Raw genomic sequence first — 19,488 nt, forward strand, 5'->3', positions numbered from 1 at the left:
CGGGTGTCTGCGGGGTGAGCCGGGGGCTCAGTGGGGGACGGCGGTCCGCTGCCCGGCAGGCGTCACGGAAGGGGTCGCGGCACCGCGCGCGCTGTCACGGCGCTCCAGGGCCGCCGAGAGGACGGCGAGGGCCAGGGCGGCCGCGGCGAGGGCGGCGCCGACCCAGTTGGGCGCGGTGTAGCCGAGGCCGGATGCGATCACCATGCCGCCGAGCCATGCGGAGAGGGCGTTGCCCAGGTTGAAGGCTCCGATGTTCACGGCGGAGGCGAGCGTCGGGGCGCCGTGCGCCTGGTCGAGCACCCGCTTCTGCAGCGGCGGGACGGTGGCGAAACCCAAGGCGCCGATCAGGGCGATGGTCACCGCAGCCGCGATCTTGTTGTGGGCGGTCAGTGTGAAGAGCGCCAGGACCACGGCCAGGGCGCCGAGGGAGACGTAGAGCATCGGCATCAGGGCGCGGTCGGCGAACTCGCCGCCGAGGAGGTTGCCGCCGACCATGCCGAGTCCGAACAGCACCAGCAGCCAAGTGACCGAGCCGTCGGCGAAGCCGGCGACGTGGGTCATCATCGGCGCTATGTAGGTGATGGCAGCGAAGACACCACCGAAGCCGAGCACGGTCATCGCCATGGCGAGCAGGACCTGGGCGTTCTTGAACGCGGCCAGCTCGTGCCGCAGGTGCACGCCTTCGGACCGCGGCATCTCGGGCACCAGTCTGGCGATGCCGATGAGCCCGACGACGCCGAGGGCGGCGACGATGCCGAAGGTGACGCGCCAGCCGACGTCCTGGCCGATGAGGGTGCCCAGCGGGACACCGATGACGTTGGCGACGGTCAGGCCGGTGAACATCATGGCGATGGCGCCGGCCTTCTTGTGGGGCGCGACCAGCTCGGCCGCCACGACCGAGCCGATGCCGAAGAAGGCTCCGTGGGCGAGCGAGGCGACCACCCGTCCGATGAGCATCACGGCGAAGGCGGGGGCCACCGCGGAGAGCAGGTTTCCGGCGATGAACAGTCCCATCAGCAGCATGAGCATCCGCTTGCGGGAGACCTTGGTGCCGAGCACCGTCATCAGCGGGGCGCCGATGACCACGCCGAGTGCGTAGCCGGTGACGAGCAGGCCCGCCGTGGGGATGGAGACCCCGAACTCGGCCGCGACCTCGGGCAGCAAGCCCATGACCACGAACTCGGTCGTTCCGATCCCGAAGGCCCCGATCGCGAGGGCCAGAAGCGCGAGAGGCATGTGGGGACACCTTCCCAGACGATTGCATGAGCGCTTTGCGTGCTTCGACAATAGTTGCAGACGCTGGTTAATTGCAAACGCGGGCTATTGCGGGATTGCTCTACCCTTGTGTGCAGCCGCTCCGGGACGGAGGAGAAAGCCATGACAGCGACGGACCCCGCACTCACCGCCCTTGCCCAGGGCTGGTGCGCTCTCTCTGCGCTGCACGGGAGGATCGAGGCGCGCATCGAGCGCGCCCTGCAGACGAAGCACGATCTGAGCGTGCGCGAGTACTCCTTGCTCGACGTACTCAGCAGGCAGCACGACGGCGAGGGCGGACACCTGCAGATGAAGCAGGTCGCCGACGCGGTCGTCCTCAGCCAGAGCGCCACCACGCGCCTGGTGACCCGCCTGGAGGACCGCGGCCTGCTGGAGCGCTACCTGTGCCCCACCGATCGGCGAGGCATCTACACCAATGTGACCGAGGCGGGCCTGCGGCTGCTGGAGGAGGCGCGGCCCACCAATGACGCCGCCCTGCGGGAGGCCCTGGACGAGGCCTCCCGGAGCACCGAACTGGCGCCGCTGGTCAGGGCCGTGAAGTCGCTGAACGTGCCCGCGTAGGGTGCGGGGCATGGGAGATCTTGAAATACGTGACGCCACCGCCGCTGACCTTCCGGCGATCGTCGCGATGCTCGCAGACGACCCGCTGGGCGCCCAGCGGGAGTCACTTCACGACCTGACTCCGTACCGAACCGCGCTTCAGCACCTGGAAGCGGACCCGAACCAGCACCTCGTCGTCGCCGTACGCGAAGGCCGCGTCATCGGCACCCTTCAGCTCACCGTCATTCCGGGACTTTCTCATCGAGGGGCGACCCGTGCGCTCATCGAAGCCGTGCGTATCCACGCCGACGAGCGGGGTGGCGGGCTGGGCAGCCGGCTCATCGAGTGGGCGATCGGCACATCCCGGGACCTCGGCTGCCGGATGGTGCAGCTGACATCCGACAAGACCCGCACCGATGCCCACCGATTCTACGAGCGGTTGGGGTTCACTGCTTCACACGAGGGCTTCAAATTGCGGCTCTGACAGCTTCCCGAGGCCGATCGCCAGGCGGTGTGTTTCACGTGAAACACACCGCCTGGTGCCTACGGGCTAGCGAATGCCCCGCCATCCTTCGGGATCCACTCCGCCGGGTACGGGAGCACCGGTGTCGTACGGCTGCCGTGTGAAGACGAACGAGCCGAGGTCGAGGTGGCTCAGGGAACCGTCCTGGCGTCGCACAGGCCGCAGCAGTTCTCCGGCGTAGTAGCCCTCCAGCCCCGTCCAGGTGCCGTCCCCGTTCGAGCGGAAGCGGGCACGACGTCCGGCACCGGTCAGCGGTCCCAGCGCGACAAGCCCGTCGGCGCTCACCCGCAGGCCGAAGGCTTGAGTCCCCCAGTACCACTGCCCCGCCAGCTCAAGGACCGCCGGATCCACCTCGCGCAGCGGATGCCACGGTTCGGGGATCCGGGGTTCCGCGTCGGCGACGATCCGCACGAGGTCAGCGCCCACCGCGCCCAGCAGCGGCCCACTGGTGCAGTTGGCGAGCACCACCGCGGCCACGTCGTCCTCGATGCCGATGGTGAGGTTCGCCAGAAAGCCCGGCAGCGAACCGGAATGCCCGACGAGCAACCGGCCGTCGCGGCGCTGGATCTGCATACCCAGGCCGTAGCTGGTCCCGTCCACCACGTCCGCGGCCTCGGCGGGTGCCGCGGGGGTCCGCATCTCGCGTACTGACTCCGAGCTCAGCACCCGGTCGTCGCCCCGGGCCAGGAACGCGGCGAACCGTGCCAGGTCCCCCGTGGTCGACCAGAGCTGCCCGGCCGGTGCCATCAGGCCGAGGTCCTCCAGCGGCTCGGGCAGCATGGCGTCGGCCCATGGGTGCACCGCCCATCCGCCCGCGTGCGGCGACTGCGGCCGCGTGCTCGTCCGGTGCAGGCCCAGCGGCTCGAGAATCTCGCTGCGCAGCACCTCTTCCCAGGGAGCGTCACGCAGCTTCTCCACCAGCGCGCCGAGCACCGTATAGCCCGGGTTGGAATAGTGGTGCCGGCGGCCCACGGGATGAAGCAGCGGCTCCTCACCGAGCACGTCGCTCAGCTCCGGCCGCAGGGAACCGGGGGTCCGTTCCCACCAGGGCGCCGGCGACTCGGCCGCCAGACCGGCGGTGTGGGCGAGCAGTTGGGCGATGGTCGCCTCTCCCGCACCGGTGCCCGGCAGATGCTTCTCCAGCGCATCAGCGAGATCGAGCAGTCCCTCGTCGCGCAGACGCATCACCAGTACGGCGGTGAAGGTCTTGGTGATGGAGCCGACCCTGTACTGCACGTTCTCGTCCGGCCCATGCCCCTCTACCGAGGTGCGCGCGCCGTGCCACACGGCCCGTCCGTCCCGTACCACGGCGGCGACGAGCGACGGCGCCCGCCCTTCGGCCTGCGCGACCGCGATCCGGTGCAACAGGGCACGTCGGGTGCCGGGGAGCAGTGCTTCCTGCGATGTCGTCATGGGCCCAGTTCACCGGCTGCCGCGACGGACGTCGAATGCATTTGCCTGCGTCGCTCCAACGCGTCAGCGCCGAAGCCGGTATCACGGCCGTCCTTCTGCCGCACGCCCCCCTGAGATGCGGGCGTCGATGCCGTCGAGCAGGAAATCGAGGCCCATCCGGAAGGTCTGGTCGGCGTCCAGGTGTGCGGCATCGCGTACCACCGTGGCCAGCGCGGGCAATCGGCCGGTGGCGAAAGTCCGCTCCAGGTAGGGCCCGAGTGAGGCCTGCCAGCGCTTCTCGTCCATCCCGGTGGCCCGCTCGGCACGCCGCTCGGCGATCTCCCGGCGTACCGCGCCGATCACGTACGCGTTGACCGCCGCGACCACCGGCATGACGGCGTCCACGTGGACGTCGCCCAGCGCGGACACCACGGCTTCCCCGCTGGCCAGCGCGTGCGGCCCGAGCTGGGGTCGGCCACCCAGCAGATCGGCGAGCCATTCGTGCTCGTGAGCGGCGTGCCGGGTGGCTTCGGCGAGGGACCGGAGCACCTCCCGCCAGGCGTCCCCGACCGGCCGGATCTCGGCGTAGGCGGCGTCGACCATCAGGTCGAGCAGCTCCTCCTTGCTGGCGATGTAGCCGTACAGCCGCATCGGACGGACGTCCAGTGCGGTGGCGACCTTGCGCAGCGAGACCGCGTCCAGGCCGTCCGCGTCGGCCAGTCGGATCGCCGCTCGCACGATCCGCTCGCGGCTCAACGGGGCCGGCACGGGTCGATTCGGCGGCTCCGGCCTTTCCCACACCAACATGCCGCTCACAATACTCCGCATCGAGCGATACAGTGTATCGACCGATACGCCGTATCGAAGGGAAGCGGCCATGAGCATCGCCATCGTCGGAGCTGGCCTGGGCGGCCTGGCTCTCGCCCGCGTACTGCACGTGAACGGCATGGATTGCGTCGTGTACGAGCGCGACCCGTCGCGCGACGTCCGCGGCCAGGGCGGCATGCTCGACATCCACTCGGGGCAGCGAGCGCTGCGCGAGGCCGGTCTGGTCGACCAGTTCCATGCGATCGCCCGCGGCGAAGGTCAGGACATGCGGCTCCTCGAGCCGGACGGCACCCTGCTGTTGCAGGAGGACACACCGGAGGGGGCCCCGCTCGAACGCCCCGAGGTGGACCGTGCCGATCTGCGGGACCTGCTGCTGGACTCCCTCCCCGAGCACACGGTGCGCTGGGGGCGCGCGTTCGAGTCCGCCGACACCGGTGTGCTGCGCTTCGCCGACGGCAGCAACGCGACGTACGACCTGCTGGTCGGCGCCGACGGCGCGAACTCCCGGGTCCGCGCACTGCTCACCGACGCCCGGCCTGCGCACATCGGCCAGAACGTCGTCGAACTCCGCATCGCGGACATCGACCGAACCCACCCCGATCTCGCGTCGATGGTCGGGCGCGGCAACTACTGGGTGCTCGGCAACGGGCGGTCCCTGGCGGCGCAGCGCAACGGCGACGGCTGTGTACGCATCGGCCTCAGCTTCTACAACACCGCCGAGGACTGGTTCGCCACCAGCGGGATCCCGTTCGACGACCCGGCCGCCGTCCGGACGCGGCTCGTCGAGGAGTTCACCGGCTGGGACCCACGGTTCACCGCACTGATCGCGGCCTGCGACGACACGGTCGCGCCGCGGGCGATCACTGCTCTCCCGGTCGGCCTGACCTGGCCGCCGACGCCAGGCGTCACGCTGCTCGGCGACGCCGCACACCTGATGCCGCCGGTGGGGGAGGGCGCCAACATGGCCTTGCTCGACGGGGCCCTGCTCGGCCTCGCGCTGGCGGCGCACCCGGACGACTTTCCCGCCGCGGTCGAGGCGTACGAACGCGAGATGTTCGAGCGCACCAGCGCGGCCGCCCGGATGTCCGCGGACATGCAGGAACTGCTGATGTCGCCGGACGCCGCCCGGAGGATACTCGCGTTCTTCCGGCCCGACGGAGTCTGACAGCCCCATGACCGGTCGGCTCGGCCGCGGGGACCGGGCTCGATGGCCCGCGCGGCCGGCGTCGGAACAGGACGTGCAGGTTCTCACCGCTCGTGACATCTGCCCATGCCGTGACCTGAGGTTTCTCTGGTTGTCTCACGGCTTGGCCGGAGCGTTCTGTCTCACGGCCGTGTCATTTCCTCTGCGGCGGTGTGGGGCCGACGGCATCCCGCCGGCCCCAAGGAATCACCGTTCGTGGTGGGCCGGCTTCGTGATCCTGAAGCGGGCCGTGTTTTCCTCAGTGGCCCATCGGCGGAAGCCGGCCTTCTCCAGGACGCGGACGGAGGCCGGGTTCGACAGCTCCACGTTGGCGAACACGGTATGGACGCCGGGGGCGGTGAGGGCGAACTCGGCGAGGGCCCGGGCGGCCTCGGGGGCATAGCCCAGACCGCGGCGGGACGCCACGATGCCGTATCCGATTTCGAGGGTTCCCTCGCTGGGCGGCCAGAACAGGCCGATCGAGCCCACGACCAGGCCGCTGTCGCGCTCGATGATCAGCCGGTGGCCGTGCTCGCCGAGCCAGGCGGGGAACTGGCCGAAGAGGCCCGCGACGACGCGGTCGCCTTCGGCGGGGAAGTCGTCCGCCCAGTCGGCCGACCTGGTGTTGTCGAGGACCGCGGTGGCTTCGGCCGCGGTCCAGGGCCGGAGAACGAGGCGGTCGGTGGTCAGCTGGATGTGGGCTGATGAAGTGGAGGAAGTCACGTGTCATTCCTGGTCGTTGGAACGACCGGACCGCGCTCTGCTAACGCGCGGGCCGGACAAGGGCATGCTGAAGACGGCCGACGGCGGCCATATTCATCAACCTCCCTGTCCCATGATCACGCGCCTCTCGCGCTGGCGTGACGGTAGCAAGCCTCCCTGGCCTGGGCAATGCGTTTTTGGTCGGAAACGGATTCCGGATGGCGGCGGCCACGCGTTTGCCGAAGGGGGTCGGTTTCATGGCTCTGCCACGTTCAGCGCGCTCAAGCAAGGGGTGGCCGAGGTCCTGTCACTCGAATGAGGTACGGCAGCGACCTGCGAGTCCCAGCTCAGTGTCGGATCCGACTTCGATCCGACAGGGACCGTGAGATTCCGACACGAAACTTGAGACCCTACGGGACGGCCGGGTCAGGTCTGTGCCATGTCCACGAAGCGGGAGTAGTGGCCCTGGAACGCGACCGTGATCGTGGCCGTCGGGCCGTTTCGGTGCTTGGCGACGATGAGGTCGGCCTCGCCCGCGCGCGGGGACTCCTTCTCGTAGGCGTCCTCACGGTGCAGCAGGATGACCATGTCGGCGTCCTGCTCGATGGACCCGGACTCGCGCAGGTCGGACACCATGGGCTTCTTGTCGGTCCGCTGCTCCGGACCACGGTTGAGCTGGGAGAGCGCGATGACCGGGATCTCCAGCTCCTTAGCGAGCAGCTTGAGGTTACGGGACATGTCCGAGACCTCCTGCTGACGGCTCTCGGCGCGTTTGGAGCCCCCGGACTGCATCAGCTGGAGGTAGTCGATGACGACCAGCTTGAGGTCGTTGCGCTGCTTGAGACGGCGGCACTTGGCACGGATCTCCATCATCGACAGGTTCGGGGAGTCGTCGATGTAGAGGGGCGCCGCCGAGACGTCCGGCATGCGGCGGGCGAGCCGGGTCCAGTCCTCGTCGGTCATCGTGCCCGAGCGCATGTGGTGCAGGGCGACCCGGGCCTCTGCCGACAGCAGGCGCATCGCGATCTCGTTGCGTCCCATTTCGAGCGAGAAGATGACGCTGGGGAGGTTGTGCTTGATCGAGGCGGCCCGCGCGAAGTCGAGGGCGAGGGTCGACTTACCCATGGCCGGGCGGGCCGCGATGACGATCATCTGGCCTGGGTGCAGGCCGTTCGTCAGGGAGTCGAAGTCGGTGAAGCCCGTGGGCACACCCGTCATCTCACCGCTGCGCGAACCGATGGCCTCGATCTCGTCGAGGGCGCCTTCCATGATGTCGCCGAGCGGCAGGTAGTCCTCGCTCGTGCGCTGCTCGGTGACGGCGTAGATCTCGGCCTGGGCGCTGTTGACGATCTCGTCCACGTCTCCGTCGGCCGCGTATCCCATCTGCGTGATCCGCGTACCGGCCTCGACCAGGCGGCGCAGGACGGCCCGCTCGTGGACGATCTCCGCGTAGTACTCGGCGTTGGCCGCCGTCGGCACGGTCTGGACGAGGCTGTGCAGATACGCGGCGCCGCCGACCTTGTTGATCTCTCCGCGCTTGGTGAGTTCCGCGGCGATGGTGATCGGGTCCGCAGGCTCGCCCTTGGCGTAGACGTCCAGGATGGCCTGGTAGATCGTCTCGTGCGCGGGCTTGTAGAAATCGTGGCCCTTGAGGATCTCGACGACGTCGGCGATGGCGTCCTTGGACAGCAGCATGCCGCCCAGCACCGACTGCTCGGCGTCCAGGTCCTGCGGTGGCACTCGCTCGAAGGACGCCCCTCCGCCGTCCCAGGCGCCGTTCTCCCGGCCCCGGTCGTGCTGTTCCTCACGACCCCTGCCGCCGTCGTTGCGCCGACGGGCGGCCGGCAGACGATCACTGGGTCCACTGTCGGCCCACGGATCGTCCAAGGGCTCGGAAATGCTCACCGAGCCACCTCCTCCCGTCCGCAGGGCGGACCTCGCCGTGTCCTCTTTTGTAGGGCACGACACTGACAAATAAGAGGCCCTGCTCCAGTTCTGGGACGTCGGGTTTGTGACGGTTCCAGGGGCCACGGGAAAGACGTGTTACGGGCCGGGGGAAGGAGCGGGCGCCGGACCACCGTAGGCCCGTCGGCAGCGTCAGCCAATCTGGTTATCCACAGGCCATGTGGACGACCACCCCGATGCTGTGGAGAACTCCCCGAAACCTGTGCACGACCCGGTGGACAGCGCTGTGAACAAGCCCTCGATCCTTTCCGGAGAAAGCCTCTGACCTGCTGCTTCACAGTCCACCGGCTGTGCAGAAGAAAAACTTCCCCAGTCGGACCAAGATCGCTTCGAACGGTGCGCGAAAGGAGGCAGCCCATGGCACACAGTAAGGGGCAGACATGACTTGCAGCTCTTACCTGTGGACGATTAGATTAGTGCTCATGACACAGGCTCCCGCGCTCCCCAAGGCCGCCCGGCGACGGCACGACCGAGAAATCGTCGCGCTGGCCGTCCCCGCCTTCGGCGCCCTCGTCGCCGAGCCTCTCTTCGTCCTGGCGGACAGCGCGATCGTCGGTCATCTCGGCACCGCCCAGCTTGCCGGCCTCGGGATCGCCTCCGCCCTTCTCACCACTGCCGTCAGCGTCTTCGTCTTCCTCGCCTACGCCACCACGGCCGCCGTGGCCCGTCGCGTCGGCGCCGGTGATCTCCAGGCCGCCATCCGTCAGGGCATGGACGGTGTCTGGCTGGCCCTCCTGCTCGGCATCGCCGTCATCGCCGTCGTCCTTCCACTGGCGTCCGGCATCGTGGACCTCTTCGGCGCCTCCGCGACGGCAGCCCCGTACGCCACGACGTACTTGCGTATCTCCTCGCTGGGCATCCCGGCCATGCTCATCGTCCTCGCCGCGACGGGAGTGCTGCGCGGACTGCAGGACACCCGGACCCCTCTCTACGTCGCCATCGCCGGCTTCATCGCCAACGGCGCGCTCAACGCAGGGCTCGTCTACGGCGCCGGGCTCGGTATCGCCGGTTCGGCCTGGGGCACGGTCATCGCCCAGTGCGGCATGGCCGCCGTCTATCTGGCCGTGGTAGTCCGTGGGGCCCGTCGGCACGGCGCTTCCCTCCGACCGGATGCCGCCGGCATTCGGGCCTCGGCACAGGCCGGGGCCCCACTTCTGGTCCGCACGCTCTCGCTACGGGCGATCCTCATGATCGCCACGGCGGTCGCAGCACGCCTCGGCGACGCCGACATCGCCGCCCATCAGATCATCTTGTCCCTATGGAGCCTGCTGGCGTTCGCACTGGACGCCATCGCCATCGCGGGACAGGCGATCATCGGCCGGTATCTCGGGGCGGACGATGCCCAGGGCGCGCGCGAGGCCTGTCGCCGCATGGTCCAGTGGGGCATGGCGACCGGTGTCGTGCTGGGCCTGCTCGTAGTGACCGGCCGGCCGCTCTTCCTGCCCCTGTTCACCGGTGATTCGGTGGTGACGGACACGGCACTGCCCGCGCTGCTGGTGGTGGCGCTGTCACAGCCCGTCTGCGGAATCGTCTTCGTCCTGGACGGCGTCCTGATGGGCGCGGGCGACGGTCCGTACCTGGCCTGGGCCATGGTGGTCACCCTGGCGGTGTTCGCCCCGGCGGCACTGCTCATCCCGGCACTCGGTGGTGGCCTCACCGCCCTCTGGGCGGCGATGACGCTGATGATGACGGTCCGCCTGCTGACGCTGTGGCTGAGGAGCCGGTCCGGCCGGTGGATCGTGACCGGCGCGACGCGCTGACCGTTTCACGTGAAACATGCCGTGGTGCCTCAGCATCCACAGGAAAAGGGGTCGCACCCATACCGGGTGCGACCCCTTTCACTTGCTCAGACGAGCGTAGTGATCACGCGGCGATCAGGCCGCGACGACCTCGATGTTGACCTTGGCGGCAACCTCGGGGTGCAGACGCACGGACGTCTCGTGGGCGCCCAGGGTCTTGATCGGAGCGGTCAGCTCGATGCGGCGCTTGTCGACCTCGGGGCCACCGGAAGCCTTGATCGCGGAAGCGATGTCGGCGGGGGTGACGGAGCCGAAGAGACGACCGGCGTCGCCGGAGCGGACGGCCAGACGGACCTTGACGCCCTCGAGCTGGGCCTTCACAGCGTTGGCCTGCTCGATGGTCTGGATCTCGTGGATCTTGCGAGCACGACGGATCTGCTCGACGTCCTTCTCGCCACCCTTGGTCCAGCGGATAGCGAACTTCCGCGGGATCAGGTAGTTGCGAGCGTAGCCGTCCTTGACGTCGACGACGTCGCCCGCGGCACCGAGGCCGGAAACCTCGTGGGTGAGGATGATCTTCATGAGTCGGTCACCCTTCCCTTAGCGCGCGGTGGACGTGTAGGGCAGCAGCGCCATCTCACGGCTGTTCTTGACGGCCGTGGCGACGTCACGCTGGTGCTGCGTGCAGTTGCCGGTCACGCGGCGGGCACGGATCTTGCCGCGGTCGGAAATGAACTTCCGCAGCATGTTCGTGTCCTTGTAGTCCACGTACGTGACCTTGTCCTTGCAGAAAGCGCAGACCTTCTTCTTCGGCTTGCGCACAGGCGGCTTCGCCATGGTGTTTCTCCTGTGTGATCAAGAAGTTGGGATAAGACCCGCCTCCGGCCCGAAGGCCTAGAAGGGGGGCTCGTCCGAGTAGCCGCCACCGCCGCCGGAGCCACCGCCCCAGCCACCGCCACCCTGGTTGCCACCGGCGGGAGCGCCGGTCGCCCACGGGTCGTCGGCAGGAGCGCCGCCACCCTGCTGGCCGCCACCGGGGCCGCCGCCCCAGCCGCCGCCACCCTGCTGGCCGCCACCGCCGCCGTAACCGCCCTGGCCACCGCGAGCGCCGCCGGCGGTCTTGGTGACCTTTGCCGTGGCGTTGCGCAGGCTGGGGCCGACCTCGTCGACGTCCAGTTCGTAGACCGTGCGCTTGACGCCCTCACGGTCCTCGTAGGACCGCTGCTTCAGCCGGCCCTGCACGATGACGCGCATGCCTCGCTGGAGCGACTCGGCGACGTTCTCCGCCGCCTGACGCCAGACCGAGCAGGTCAGGAAGAGGCTCTCGCCGTCCTTCCACTCGTTCGTCTGGCGGTCGAAGGTGCGGGGAGTGGACGCGACGCGGAACTTCGCGACCGCCGCACCGGACGGGGTGAAGCGCAGCTCGGGGTCGTCGACAAGATTGCCGATGACCGTGATGACGGTCTCGCCTGCCATGGGGGAACCTCTCGGCGGGTTTGCTGCTGGCTGCTTGGTGCTACTCGGATCCCGAGATCAGCTGAGCTGCGAGCTCAGTGGGTCTCGGGGCGGAGGACCTTGGTCCGGAGGACCGACTCGTTCAGGTTCATCTGGCGGTCGAGCTCCTTGACGACCGCAGGCTCGGCCTGCAGGTCGATGACCGAGTAGATGCCCTCGGGCTTCTTCTTGATCTCGTACGCGAGACGACGACGGCCCCAGGTGTCGACCTTCTCCACCTTGCCGCCGCCATCACGGACGACGGACAGGAAGTTCTCGATCAGCGGGGAGACCGAACGCTCCTCGAGATCGGGGTCGAGGATGACCATCACCTCGTAGTGACGCATGTGGAACCCACCTCCTCTGGACTCAGCGGCCACGGTCGTTCCGTGGCAGGAGGGTTGTGATGCGTACGCAACGGTATCGGCCGCCACTGACAATCGGAGGGGTTCCGCAGAGGATCCCGCAGTGTGACCGCAGCAGACCTGGGCAGACACCGGTGCAGACGGTACAGACTACCTGCACACCGGCTTCCGGTTGAAATCCGCCGGTGGGCACCCCCAGTCTGTACACATCGGGTGTGTAGGGCGCTACCGTGCGCCGCGATCCGCAGGAGGTGCCTCATGGCACAGGCGTTGCAACCCAATACCGCCGGATCCCTGTTCGCCACCGACGGAAAGCTCCATCCGCTCCAGGACGGCCTGACGGCAGTGACGCTGGTCCTGGGCCTGCTCTCCTTCATCACGGCCTTCTTCCACAGCCTCCATCTGCTCACGTCGTGGGCGGGCCTGGCGGCGCTCGTCATCGGCGCGTACGGCCAGTGGATCTCGGTGACCACGCGGCAACGCTTCGGACTGGTCCTGGGGCTCGGCTTCGCCGGGGTCGGTTTCATGCTCGGCATGGCCCACGGCGGGCTGTTCGGCGGACTCGTCAGCAGCTGAGCCCTCCGCTCCTCGCACGCTCCCGGCACCGGGTGACGCCCCGGCCGCACCACCGGCCGGGGCGAAGGTGCCGTACGCCCAGTCGGTGCGTGCGCAAGGGGCAGTAGGCTTCGGCGCGAGAGCCGGAGCCCCTGAACCCATGGGGACACACCAGCCCGAGGAGCGCCCCGACATGAGCCTGACCCTGAGGACCATCAGCCGCGAGCAACATCTGGCCTACATCCAGAGCCTGCCGGCGGCGAGCCACATGCAGGTCCCGGCATGGGCCGATGTGAAGGCGGAGTGGCGCTCGGAGAGCCTCGGCTGGTTCGACGAGCGCACGGGCGAGATGGTCGGCGCGGGCCTGGTCCTGTACCGCCAGCTGCCCAAGATCAAGCGCTACCTCGCCTACCTTCCCGAAGGTCCGGTCATCAACTGGTTCGCGCCGAACCTGGACGACTGGATCCAGCCGATGCTGGCGCACCTGAAGCAGCAGGGTGCCTTCTCCGTGAAGATGGGCCCGCCGGTGATCATCCGCCGCTGGAACGCGGAGACGATCAAGAAGGGCATCCAGAGCCCGGACGTGAAGCGCCTGCGCGACATGGAGGCCGACTTCATCGAGCCGCGCGCCTTCGAGGTGGCGGACAAGCTGCGCCGCATGGGCTGGCAGCAGGGCGAGGACGGGGGCGCCGGTTTCGGCGACGTCCAGCCCCGCTACGTCTTCCAGGTGCCGCTTGCGAACCGCTCCCTGGAAGAGGTCCACAAGAACTTCAACCAGCTGTGGCGCCGCAACATCAAGAAGGCCGAGAAGGCCGGCGTCGAGGTCGTCCAGGGCGGCTACCAGGACCTCGCCGAGTGGCAGCGGCTGTACGAGATCACGGCCGTGCGCGACCACTTCCGGCCCCGCCCGCTGTCGTACTTCCAGCGCATGTGGACGGCCCTCAACACCGAGGACCCCAACCGCATGCGGCTGTACTTCGCCCGCCACAACGGCGTGAACCTGTCGGCCGCGACGATGCTGATCGTCGGCGGTCACGTCTGGTACTCCTACGGCGCCTCCGACAACATCGGCCGTGAGGTCCGGCCCTCGAACGCGATGCAGTGGCGCATGCTGCGCGACGCCTACGCCCTCGGCGGCACCGTCTACGACCTGCGTGGCATCTCCGACTCGCTGGACGAGACGGACCACCTGTTCGGCCTGATCCAGTTCAAGGTCGGCACGGGCGGACAGGCCGCCGAGTACCTCGGCGAGTGGGACTTCCCGCTGAACAAGCTGCTCCACAAGGCCCTCGACATCTACATGTCGCGCCGCTGACCCGCGCGCGTTTGATTCCATAGCCTTCACAGCTCTCACCCCCTGATACACCGCAGCCCCGAGAAAGGTCCCAGGTCCGGCCATGGCGCTCACGCTCTACGTCGACACCGCGCGCTGGCGGGCGCACCACAAGCACGTGCAGGAGCAGTTCCCGGGGCTCGTCCCGGTCTGCAAGGGCAACGGCTACGGCTTCGGACACGAACGGCTGGCGGAGGAGGCCACACGACTCGGTGCGGACCTGCTCGCCGTCGGCACGACGTACGAGGCCGCGCGCATCAAGGACTTCTTCGGCGGGGACCTGCTGGTGCTGACGCCCTACCGGCGCGGCGAGGAGCCCGTACCGCTGCCCGACCGGGTGGTCCGCTCGGTGTCGTCGGTCGACGGTGTCTACGGCCTCGTCGGAGCCCGTGTCGTCATCGAGGTGATGTCCTCGATGAAGCGGCACGGGATCAGTGAGCAGGACCTGCCGCAGCTGCACCAGGCCATAGAGAACGTCCGCCTGGAGGGCTTCGCCATCCACCTGCCGCTGGACCGCACCGACGGCTCGGACGCCGTCGAGGAGGTCATCGGCTGGATGGACCGGCTGCGCGCGGCCCGGCTGCCGCTGCACACGATGTTCGTCAGCCACCTCAAGGCCGATGACCTCGCCCGGCTCCAGCAGCAGTTCCCCCAGACCCGCTTCCGCGCCCGTATCGGCACGCGGCTGTGGCTGGGGGACCACGAGGCGACCGAGTACCGCGGTGCCGTCCTGGACGTCACCCGTGTCGCCAAGGGCGACCGGTTCGGCTACCGGCAGCAGAAGGCGGCCTCGGACGGCTACCTGGTGGTCGTGGCGGGCGGTACCTCCCACGGGGTGGGCCTGGAGGCCCCGAAGGCACTGCACGGCGTCATGCCGCGTGCCAAGGGCGTCGCCCGGGCCGGCCTGGCCACGGTCAACCGGAACCTCTCACCGTTCGTCTGGGGCGGGAAGCAGCGCTGGTTCGCCGAGCCGCCGCACATGCAGGTGTCGATCCTCTTCGTCCCGTCGGACGCGCCCGAGCCCCAGGTCGGCGACGAACTGGTGGCGCACCTGCGGCACACCACCACGCAGTTCGACCGCCTCGTGGACCGCTAGGGCCTCAGGGAGTCGTACAGGAAGGCCGTACACGCGTCGCTCGTGTACGGCCTTCCTCATGCCTCGCTACAGGGGTGTTCGCTCAGGGCGAACGGTCCTCGTGGGAGAGCAGCTCGGGCTTGCCCCAGTCCACTTGAGGACCGTCGAAGTCGAAGTGGACGGCGTGCCGGGGCGGGTGGGCCGCCGCGCCGAGCACGAAGATGTCCGCCGCGCCGTCCAGCACTCCGCCTGAGGGGTCGTCGTCGCCGGACCTGCGCACCACGTCCCGCTCCGGCATGAGGATGTCCCGTACGACGACGGCGCACAGGTACAGCGTGCCCGCCAGGTGCAGCACGATCGCCCACTGGTAGCCGTGCGTCGGCAAGCCCTTGTGGGCATCGCCGCTGGTCGTGTAGGCGAGGTACATCCAGATACCCAGGAAGTACGCCACCTCGCACGCCTGCCAGATGATGAAGTCCCGCCACTTGGGCCGCGCGAGGACCGCCAGGGGCACCAGCCACAGGACGTACTGCGGCGAGTAGACCTTGTTGGTGAGGACGAAGGCCGCGACCATCAGGAAGGCCAGCTGGGCGAAGCGCGGCCGGCGGGGCGCGGTGAACGTCAGCGCGCCGATGCCGAGGAAGCACAGCACCACCAGGACCGAGGCCGCGGTGTTCACGAAGTCGATCGTGGGCGGGTGGCTGGAGTTCTGCGCCCAGATCAGCCAGAAGGAGCCGAAGTCGACGCCGCGCTCCTTGCTGAAGGTGTAGAACTTCGCCCAGCCCTCGCGGATGTGGAAGCCCGTCGTATCGTGCGTGATCATCACCGGCAGGTTGACCGCGAGCCAGGCACCCACCGCGCCGCCCAGGGCCTGGAAGAACTCCCGCCACTTACCGGCCCGCCAGCACAGGAGGAGCAGCGGCCCGAGCAGGAAGGCGGGATAGAGCTTGGCGGCTGTGGCCAGCCCCAGCAGGATGCCGAAGGCGAGGGCCCGGCTCCGTGACCACATCAGCATCGCGGCGGCGGTGAGGGCGACCGCGAACAGGTCCCAGTTGATGGTCGCGGTCAGCGCAAAGGCGGGCGCCAAGGCGACCAGCAGGCCGTCCCAGGGGCGCCGGCGGTGGGTGCGGGTCACGCAGACGGCGATGACCGCCGCGCACACCATCAGCATCCCGGCGTTGACGAACCAGTACCACTGCTCCTGGTGCTGGAAGCTTCCGCTGTGCGGGGTCAGCCAGGAGGCCACCTCCATGAACACGCCCGTCAGCACCGGGTACTCGAGGTACTCCATATCGCCCGGGAGCCTGTCGAAGTACGGCACGAGATGATCGGCGAACCCACGTCCCTGGTAGAGGTGCGGGATGTCCGAGTAGCAGGCGTGCGTGTACTGGCTGCTCGCGCCGAAGAACCAGGCGCTGTCATAGCAGGGCGCCTTCTGGACCAGGCCGAGGGCGAACATCCCGATCGCCACGAGCACGATGACCCGCACCGGGGTCCACCAGGAGGTCGCGGGCAGGGCACGCCACCCGAGGGGGCCGCCGATCAGCTCACTGCCGGCCGCGGCGACCGCGTCCTCCTGGGTGGGATGCACCGGCTCCGTCGTGGCGGGCCGCACGGACTCCGGCTCGTGCGCACCGGTGGGCGTCATCTCTGCACTGGGCATGTGGCACATCCTGCCGTACCCGTCCGGGAATACGCCGGGGGCCGCCGCACCTCGTCGGTGCGGCGGCCCCGTGTTTCACGTGAAACACCCGTGGCGGGCGATTTGGACGTCAATCGGTCGGGGTATCGGCGGCTAGCCGGTCTGGCCGCCGAAGATGCCGCCGCCTCCATTGCCGTTTCCTCGGGTGGTGCCGGTGCCGGAGGTGTCCGTCGCCGTCGGCGTCGGCGTGGTGCCTCCGTCGGTTCCGCCCGTGTCCACGCCTCCGTTGCCGTTGCCGCCGTTGTCGTTGTTGCAGTTGTTGCCCCAGCCGAACTGACAGGTCTCGCTCGGCGTGGGCGTCGGCGTGGTGGCCGTCTCACTCGGCGTCGGGCTCGGGGTGTCACTCGGCGTCTGGCTCGGCGTGACGCTGACGGTCGGGGTCGGAGAGGGCGCGCCCGACTCGTCGTGGATGCCGCCGATCTCGGTCGCCTTCTCGAAACCGAGGTCGGACTTCCCCTTGAGCGCGGCCTTCATGTACTCGGTCCACACCAGGGTGGGGATGTCACCACCGTGGATGGAGTCCTTGCCCGCGGTTCCGTTCATGGACAGCAGCTTGTGGTCCTTGGGGTTCTCGCGGAACATCGTCACCGACGTCGACAGCTGCCGGGTATAGCCGACGAACCAGGCCGACTTGTTCTTGTCCGTCGTACCGGTCTTGCCCGCCGCCGTACGCCCGAGGGCCTTGGCGTTGAAACCCGTGCCGTTCTGAATGACGTTCTCCAGGACGTCCGTGACGTTGTTGGCGATGTTCGGGTCAATCGCGTCCTTGGGAGCGGGCTTCGGCTTGACGAAGCTGGGCGCGTCCGCGCCGTTGACCTTCACGGCGGTCACCGAGTACGGGTCGGCCTGCTTGCCGGAGGCCGCGAACGTGGCATAGGCGTCCGCCATGCGGATCGCGCTGGGAGTCGACGTACCGATGGCGAAGGACGGGTTGAGGTCCTGCGACATGCTCTGGTTGAGGATGCCCGCCGACCTGGCCATGTCCCGGACGTGCGTCATGCCCACATCGACACCGAGCTGCACGAACGGCGTGTTGACGGACTGCTCCATCGCCTTGCGGAGGGTGATGTACCCCCAGGGCCGAGGGCTCTCGTTCTTCTGGTAGAAGGGCGAATTGTCCTTGTTGAGATAGAACGACCCGTCCGGCTTGTAGACCTTGAGGTGGTCGTTGCCGTTGTACTTGCTCAACGGCGACACACCTTCGCCGTCCGACTTGGCCGTTCCGTATTTCATGGCCGCGGCCAGCACGAACGGCTTCCACGTCGAACCGACGGGGACACCGGAGGTGTCGGCGTTGTTGGTGAAGTGCCCGTTCTCGTAGCCGTCACCGCCGTAGAGGGCGACGATCGCACCATCGTTGGGCACCACCGAGGCCGCTCCGAACTGGACGTACTTGTCCAGGTCGTGGCGCTTCGGGTCGAGGCGCGACTTCTGGACGTTCTTCACGGCCTTGGCCAGCGCGTTGACCTTGCCCTTCTGGAACGTCGTGTAGATCTGGTAGCCGCCCCGGTCGAACTGCGCCTCCGTGATGTCGGAGTGGGCGAGGACGTACTTCTTCGCCGTGTCGGCCAGGTAGCTGATCTGGCCGGTCATTCCCTTGGTCGCCTTGCGGCCGTCCGGCTCGGGGTACTTCGCGATCGCCTTCTGGTAGTCCTCGTCGGTGAGGTGCTTGTCCTTGTGCATCTCGTTGAGGATCCACGCCCAGCGCGCCTCGGACCGCTTGCGGTTGGCCTGCGGGGTCGCGGTCTTGTCGAGGTCCACGTTGCCGGCCGGGTCGTAGTACGTCGCTCCCTTGAGCAGAGCGGCCAGGACGGCGCACTCGCTCGGCCTGAGGTCGACCGCGTTCTTGCCGTAGTAGGTCTGCGCCGCCGCCTGGATGCCGTAGGCGCCGCGCCCGAAGTACGAGGTGTTCAGGTAGCCCTGCAGGATCGTGTTCTTGTCGAGCTTCGTGCCCACCTTTATGGAGATGAACATCTCCTTGAACTTACGGGTGAGGGTCTGGTCCTGGCTCAGGTACGTGTTCTTGACGTACTGCTGGGTGATCGTCGAACCGCCCTGCGTCTGGCCGCCCCGCGCCATGTTCAGCACCGCGCGGGCGATGCCCGCGGGGTCGACGCCGGAGTCGTCGTAGAAGGTCTTGTTCTCGGCGGAGATCACCGCCCAGCGCATCGCTTCGGGGATCTGGTCGATGTTGACGTTCTGCCGGTTGACGCCTGTACCCGAGGCCACCATCTGTGTGTGGTCGGCCCAGTAGTAGACGTTGTTCTGGGACTTCGCGGCGATGTTCTCGTTCGGAACCTCGACCATCGCGAAACCGATGCCGACCATCGCCACCAGGCTGCCGAGGAAGCCGATGCACAGTCCGGAGACGAGCTTCCACGACGGCACCCAGCGGCGCCAGCCGTACTTGCCGGCCCGGGGGTAGTCGATGAACCGCTTCTTCCCGGGTGCGGCTGCCGGGCGGCCCCGGCCGCGGCCGGGGCCGCCCGGGTCGCCACGGCGTCCGGCAGGGCCCGCGTTGTCGGCCGGCCTGCGTCGGCCGCCTCTCTGCGCCGCGCGGCGCGCCTCGGCGCGGCTGCCGTAGGCGCGCTCCTCACCTCCCGAGTCATAGGAATCCGCCCCGTGGGAACTGGACCCATAAGAGTCGGCAGGAGACCCGGTGGCGCCTCGCGGTGCCGCACGGCGGCCGGAGGACGGGCCGGACTGACCGCGTCGGGCCGCGGCACGTCCGCCTCCCTGCGGCTGCGGCGGTTTGCGACGGTGCTCGCTCATCGAACGATTACTCCTCGGGCAGGCGCACCCCTGCGCGCCTGGAAC

18 protein-coding genes are annotated in these 19,488 nt (G+C 68.6%); 7 read left to right on the forward strand and 11 right to left on the reverse strand.

The window, feature by feature from the left end; translation table 11 throughout:
• Positions 1 to 27: 27 nt before the first annotated feature.
• Positions 28 to 1,236, reverse strand: coding sequence for an MFS transporter (locus IE177_RS16140; RefSeq protein ID WP_190016025.1), 1,209 nt, complete (start codon positions 1,234 to 1,236; stop codon positions 28 to 30).
• Between the two features lie 141 nt (positions 1,237 to 1,377).
• Between IE177_RS16140 and IE177_RS16145 the strand changes: the two genes are divergently transcribed.
• A complete protein-coding gene (locus tag IE177_RS16145; RefSeq protein WP_190016026.1) occupies positions 1,378 to 1,836 on the forward strand; it encodes a MarR family winged helix-turn-helix transcriptional regulator in 459 nt (152 codons plus the stop codon).
• A 10-nt stretch (positions 1,837 to 1,846) separates the two neighbouring features.
• Positions 1,847 to 2,299, forward strand: coding sequence for a GNAT family N-acetyltransferase (locus IE177_RS16150; protein WP_190016027.1), 453 nt, complete (start codon positions 1,847 to 1,849; stop codon positions 2,297 to 2,299).
• A 66-nt stretch (positions 2,300 to 2,365) separates the two neighbouring features.
• On the opposite strand, the gene IE177_RS16155 is transcribed toward IE177_RS16150, so the two are convergent.
• Positions 2,366 to 3,751: a serine hydrolase domain-containing protein gene (locus tag IE177_RS16155; protein WP_190016028.1), complete on the reverse strand. Its 1,386-nt coding sequence runs from the start codon at positions 3,749 to 3,751 to the stop codon at positions 2,366 to 2,368.
• Positions 3,752 to 3,832: 81 nt separating this feature from the next.
• Entirely contained in the window at positions 3,833 to 4,537 is a 705-nt protein-coding gene (locus IE177_RS16160; RefSeq protein WP_190016029.1) for a TetR/AcrR family transcriptional regulator, read from the reverse strand.
• A gap of 70 nt (positions 4,538 to 4,607) precedes the next feature.
• On the opposite strand from IE177_RS16160, the gene IE177_RS16165 reads away from it, so the two are divergent.
• The gene (locus IE177_RS16165; protein ID WP_190016030.1) at positions 4,608 to 5,723 is read left to right on the forward strand and encodes an FAD-dependent oxidoreductase; all 1,116 of its coding nucleotides are present in this window, start codon (positions 4,608 to 4,610) and stop codon (positions 5,721 to 5,723) included.
• 225 nt (positions 5,724 to 5,948) lie between these two features.
• Here IE177_RS16165 and IE177_RS16170 read toward each other — a convergent pair whose 3' ends face one another.
• On the reverse strand, positions 5,949 to 6,464 hold the full coding sequence (locus IE177_RS16170; protein WP_190016031.1) for a GNAT family N-acetyltransferase: 516 nt from the start codon (positions 6,462 to 6,464) through the stop codon (positions 5,949 to 5,951).
• A 405-nt stretch (positions 6,465 to 6,869) separates the two neighbouring features.
• A complete protein-coding gene (gene dnaB / locus IE177_RS16175) occupies positions 6,870 to 8,348 on the reverse strand; it encodes a replicative DNA helicase (RefSeq protein WP_190016032.1) in 1,479 nt (492 codons plus the stop codon).
• Between the two features lie 482 nt (positions 8,349 to 8,830).
• On the opposite strand from dnaB, the gene IE177_RS16180 reads away from it, so the two are divergent.
• Positions 8,831 to 10,168: an MATE family efflux transporter gene (locus tag IE177_RS16180; RefSeq protein ID WP_190016033.1), complete on the forward strand. Its 1,338-nt coding sequence runs from the start codon at positions 8,831 to 8,833 to the stop codon at positions 10,166 to 10,168.
• Positions 10,169 to 10,282: 114 nt separating this feature from the next.
• Here the strand turns inward: IE177_RS16180 and rplI are convergent, their stop codons facing one another.
• The 4 genes from rplI to rpsF all read right to left on the reverse strand — a co-directional run bounded on the left by rplI (position 10,283) and on the right by rpsF (position 11,988).
• Entirely contained in the window at positions 10,283 to 10,729 is a 447-nt protein-coding gene (gene rplI, locus IE177_RS16185) for a 50S ribosomal protein L9 (RefSeq protein ID WP_190016034.1), read from the reverse strand.
• An 18-nt stretch (positions 10,730 to 10,747) separates the two neighbouring features.
• A complete protein-coding gene (gene rpsR, locus IE177_RS16190; protein ID WP_003949403.1) occupies positions 10,748 to 10,984 on the reverse strand; it encodes a 30S ribosomal protein S18 in 237 nt (78 codons plus the stop codon).
• A 57-nt stretch (positions 10,985 to 11,041) separates the two neighbouring features.
• Positions 11,042 to 11,623, reverse strand: coding sequence for a single-stranded DNA-binding protein (locus IE177_RS16195; RefSeq protein ID WP_190016035.1), 582 nt, complete (start codon positions 11,621 to 11,623; stop codon positions 11,042 to 11,044).
• 74 nt (positions 11,624 to 11,697) lie between these two features.
• The gene (gene rpsF, locus IE177_RS16200; protein ID WP_009189556.1) at positions 11,698 to 11,988 is read right to left on the reverse strand and encodes a 30S ribosomal protein S6; all 291 of its coding nucleotides are present in this window, start codon (positions 11,986 to 11,988) and stop codon (positions 11,698 to 11,700) included.
• A 276-nt stretch (positions 11,989 to 12,264) separates the two neighbouring features.
• On the opposite strand from rpsF, the gene IE177_RS16205 reads away from it, so the two are divergent.
• The 3 genes from IE177_RS16205 (at position 12,265) to IE177_RS16215 (ending at position 14,990) form a co-directional block, all read left to right on the forward strand.
• Positions 12,265 to 12,582 carry a hypothetical protein gene (locus IE177_RS16205; RefSeq protein WP_190016036.1) on the forward strand — a complete coding sequence of 106 codons (318 nt, stop codon included), beginning with the start codon at positions 12,265 to 12,267 and terminating at the stop codon, positions 12,580 to 12,582.
• 172 nt (positions 12,583 to 12,754) lie between these two features.
• Complete coding sequence (gene femX, locus IE177_RS16210) at positions 12,755 to 13,876, forward strand: peptidoglycan bridge formation glycyltransferase FemX (RefSeq protein ID WP_190016037.1); 1,122 nt, start codon at positions 12,755 to 12,757, stop codon at positions 13,874 to 13,876.
• A gap of 82 nt (positions 13,877 to 13,958) precedes the next feature.
• The gene (locus IE177_RS16215; RefSeq protein WP_190016038.1) at positions 13,959 to 14,990 is read left to right on the forward strand and encodes an alanine racemase; all 1,032 of its coding nucleotides are present in this window, start codon (positions 13,959 to 13,961) and stop codon (positions 14,988 to 14,990) included.
• Between the two features lie 82 nt (positions 14,991 to 15,072).
• Here the strand turns inward: IE177_RS16215 and IE177_RS16220 are convergent, their stop codons facing one another.
• Together IE177_RS16220 and IE177_RS16225 are read right to left on the reverse strand one after the other, a co-directional pair.
• Positions 15,073 to 16,632, reverse strand: coding sequence for a glycosyltransferase family 87 protein (locus tag IE177_RS16220; RefSeq protein ID WP_373305094.1), 1,560 nt, complete (start codon positions 16,630 to 16,632; stop codon positions 15,073 to 15,075).
• A 132-nt stretch (positions 16,633 to 16,764) separates the two neighbouring features.
• The gene (locus IE177_RS16225; protein ID WP_190016040.1) at positions 16,765 to 19,443 is read right to left on the reverse strand and encodes a transglycosylase domain-containing protein; all 2,679 of its coding nucleotides are present in this window, start codon (positions 19,441 to 19,443) and stop codon (positions 16,765 to 16,767) included.
• Positions 19,444 to 19,488: the final 45 nt, after the last annotated feature.

It is taken from the genome of Streptomyces lucensis JCM 4490, assembly GCF_014650035.1.
GTDB lineage: Bacteria > Actinomycetota > Actinomycetes > Streptomycetales > Streptomycetaceae > Streptomyces > Streptomyces lucensis.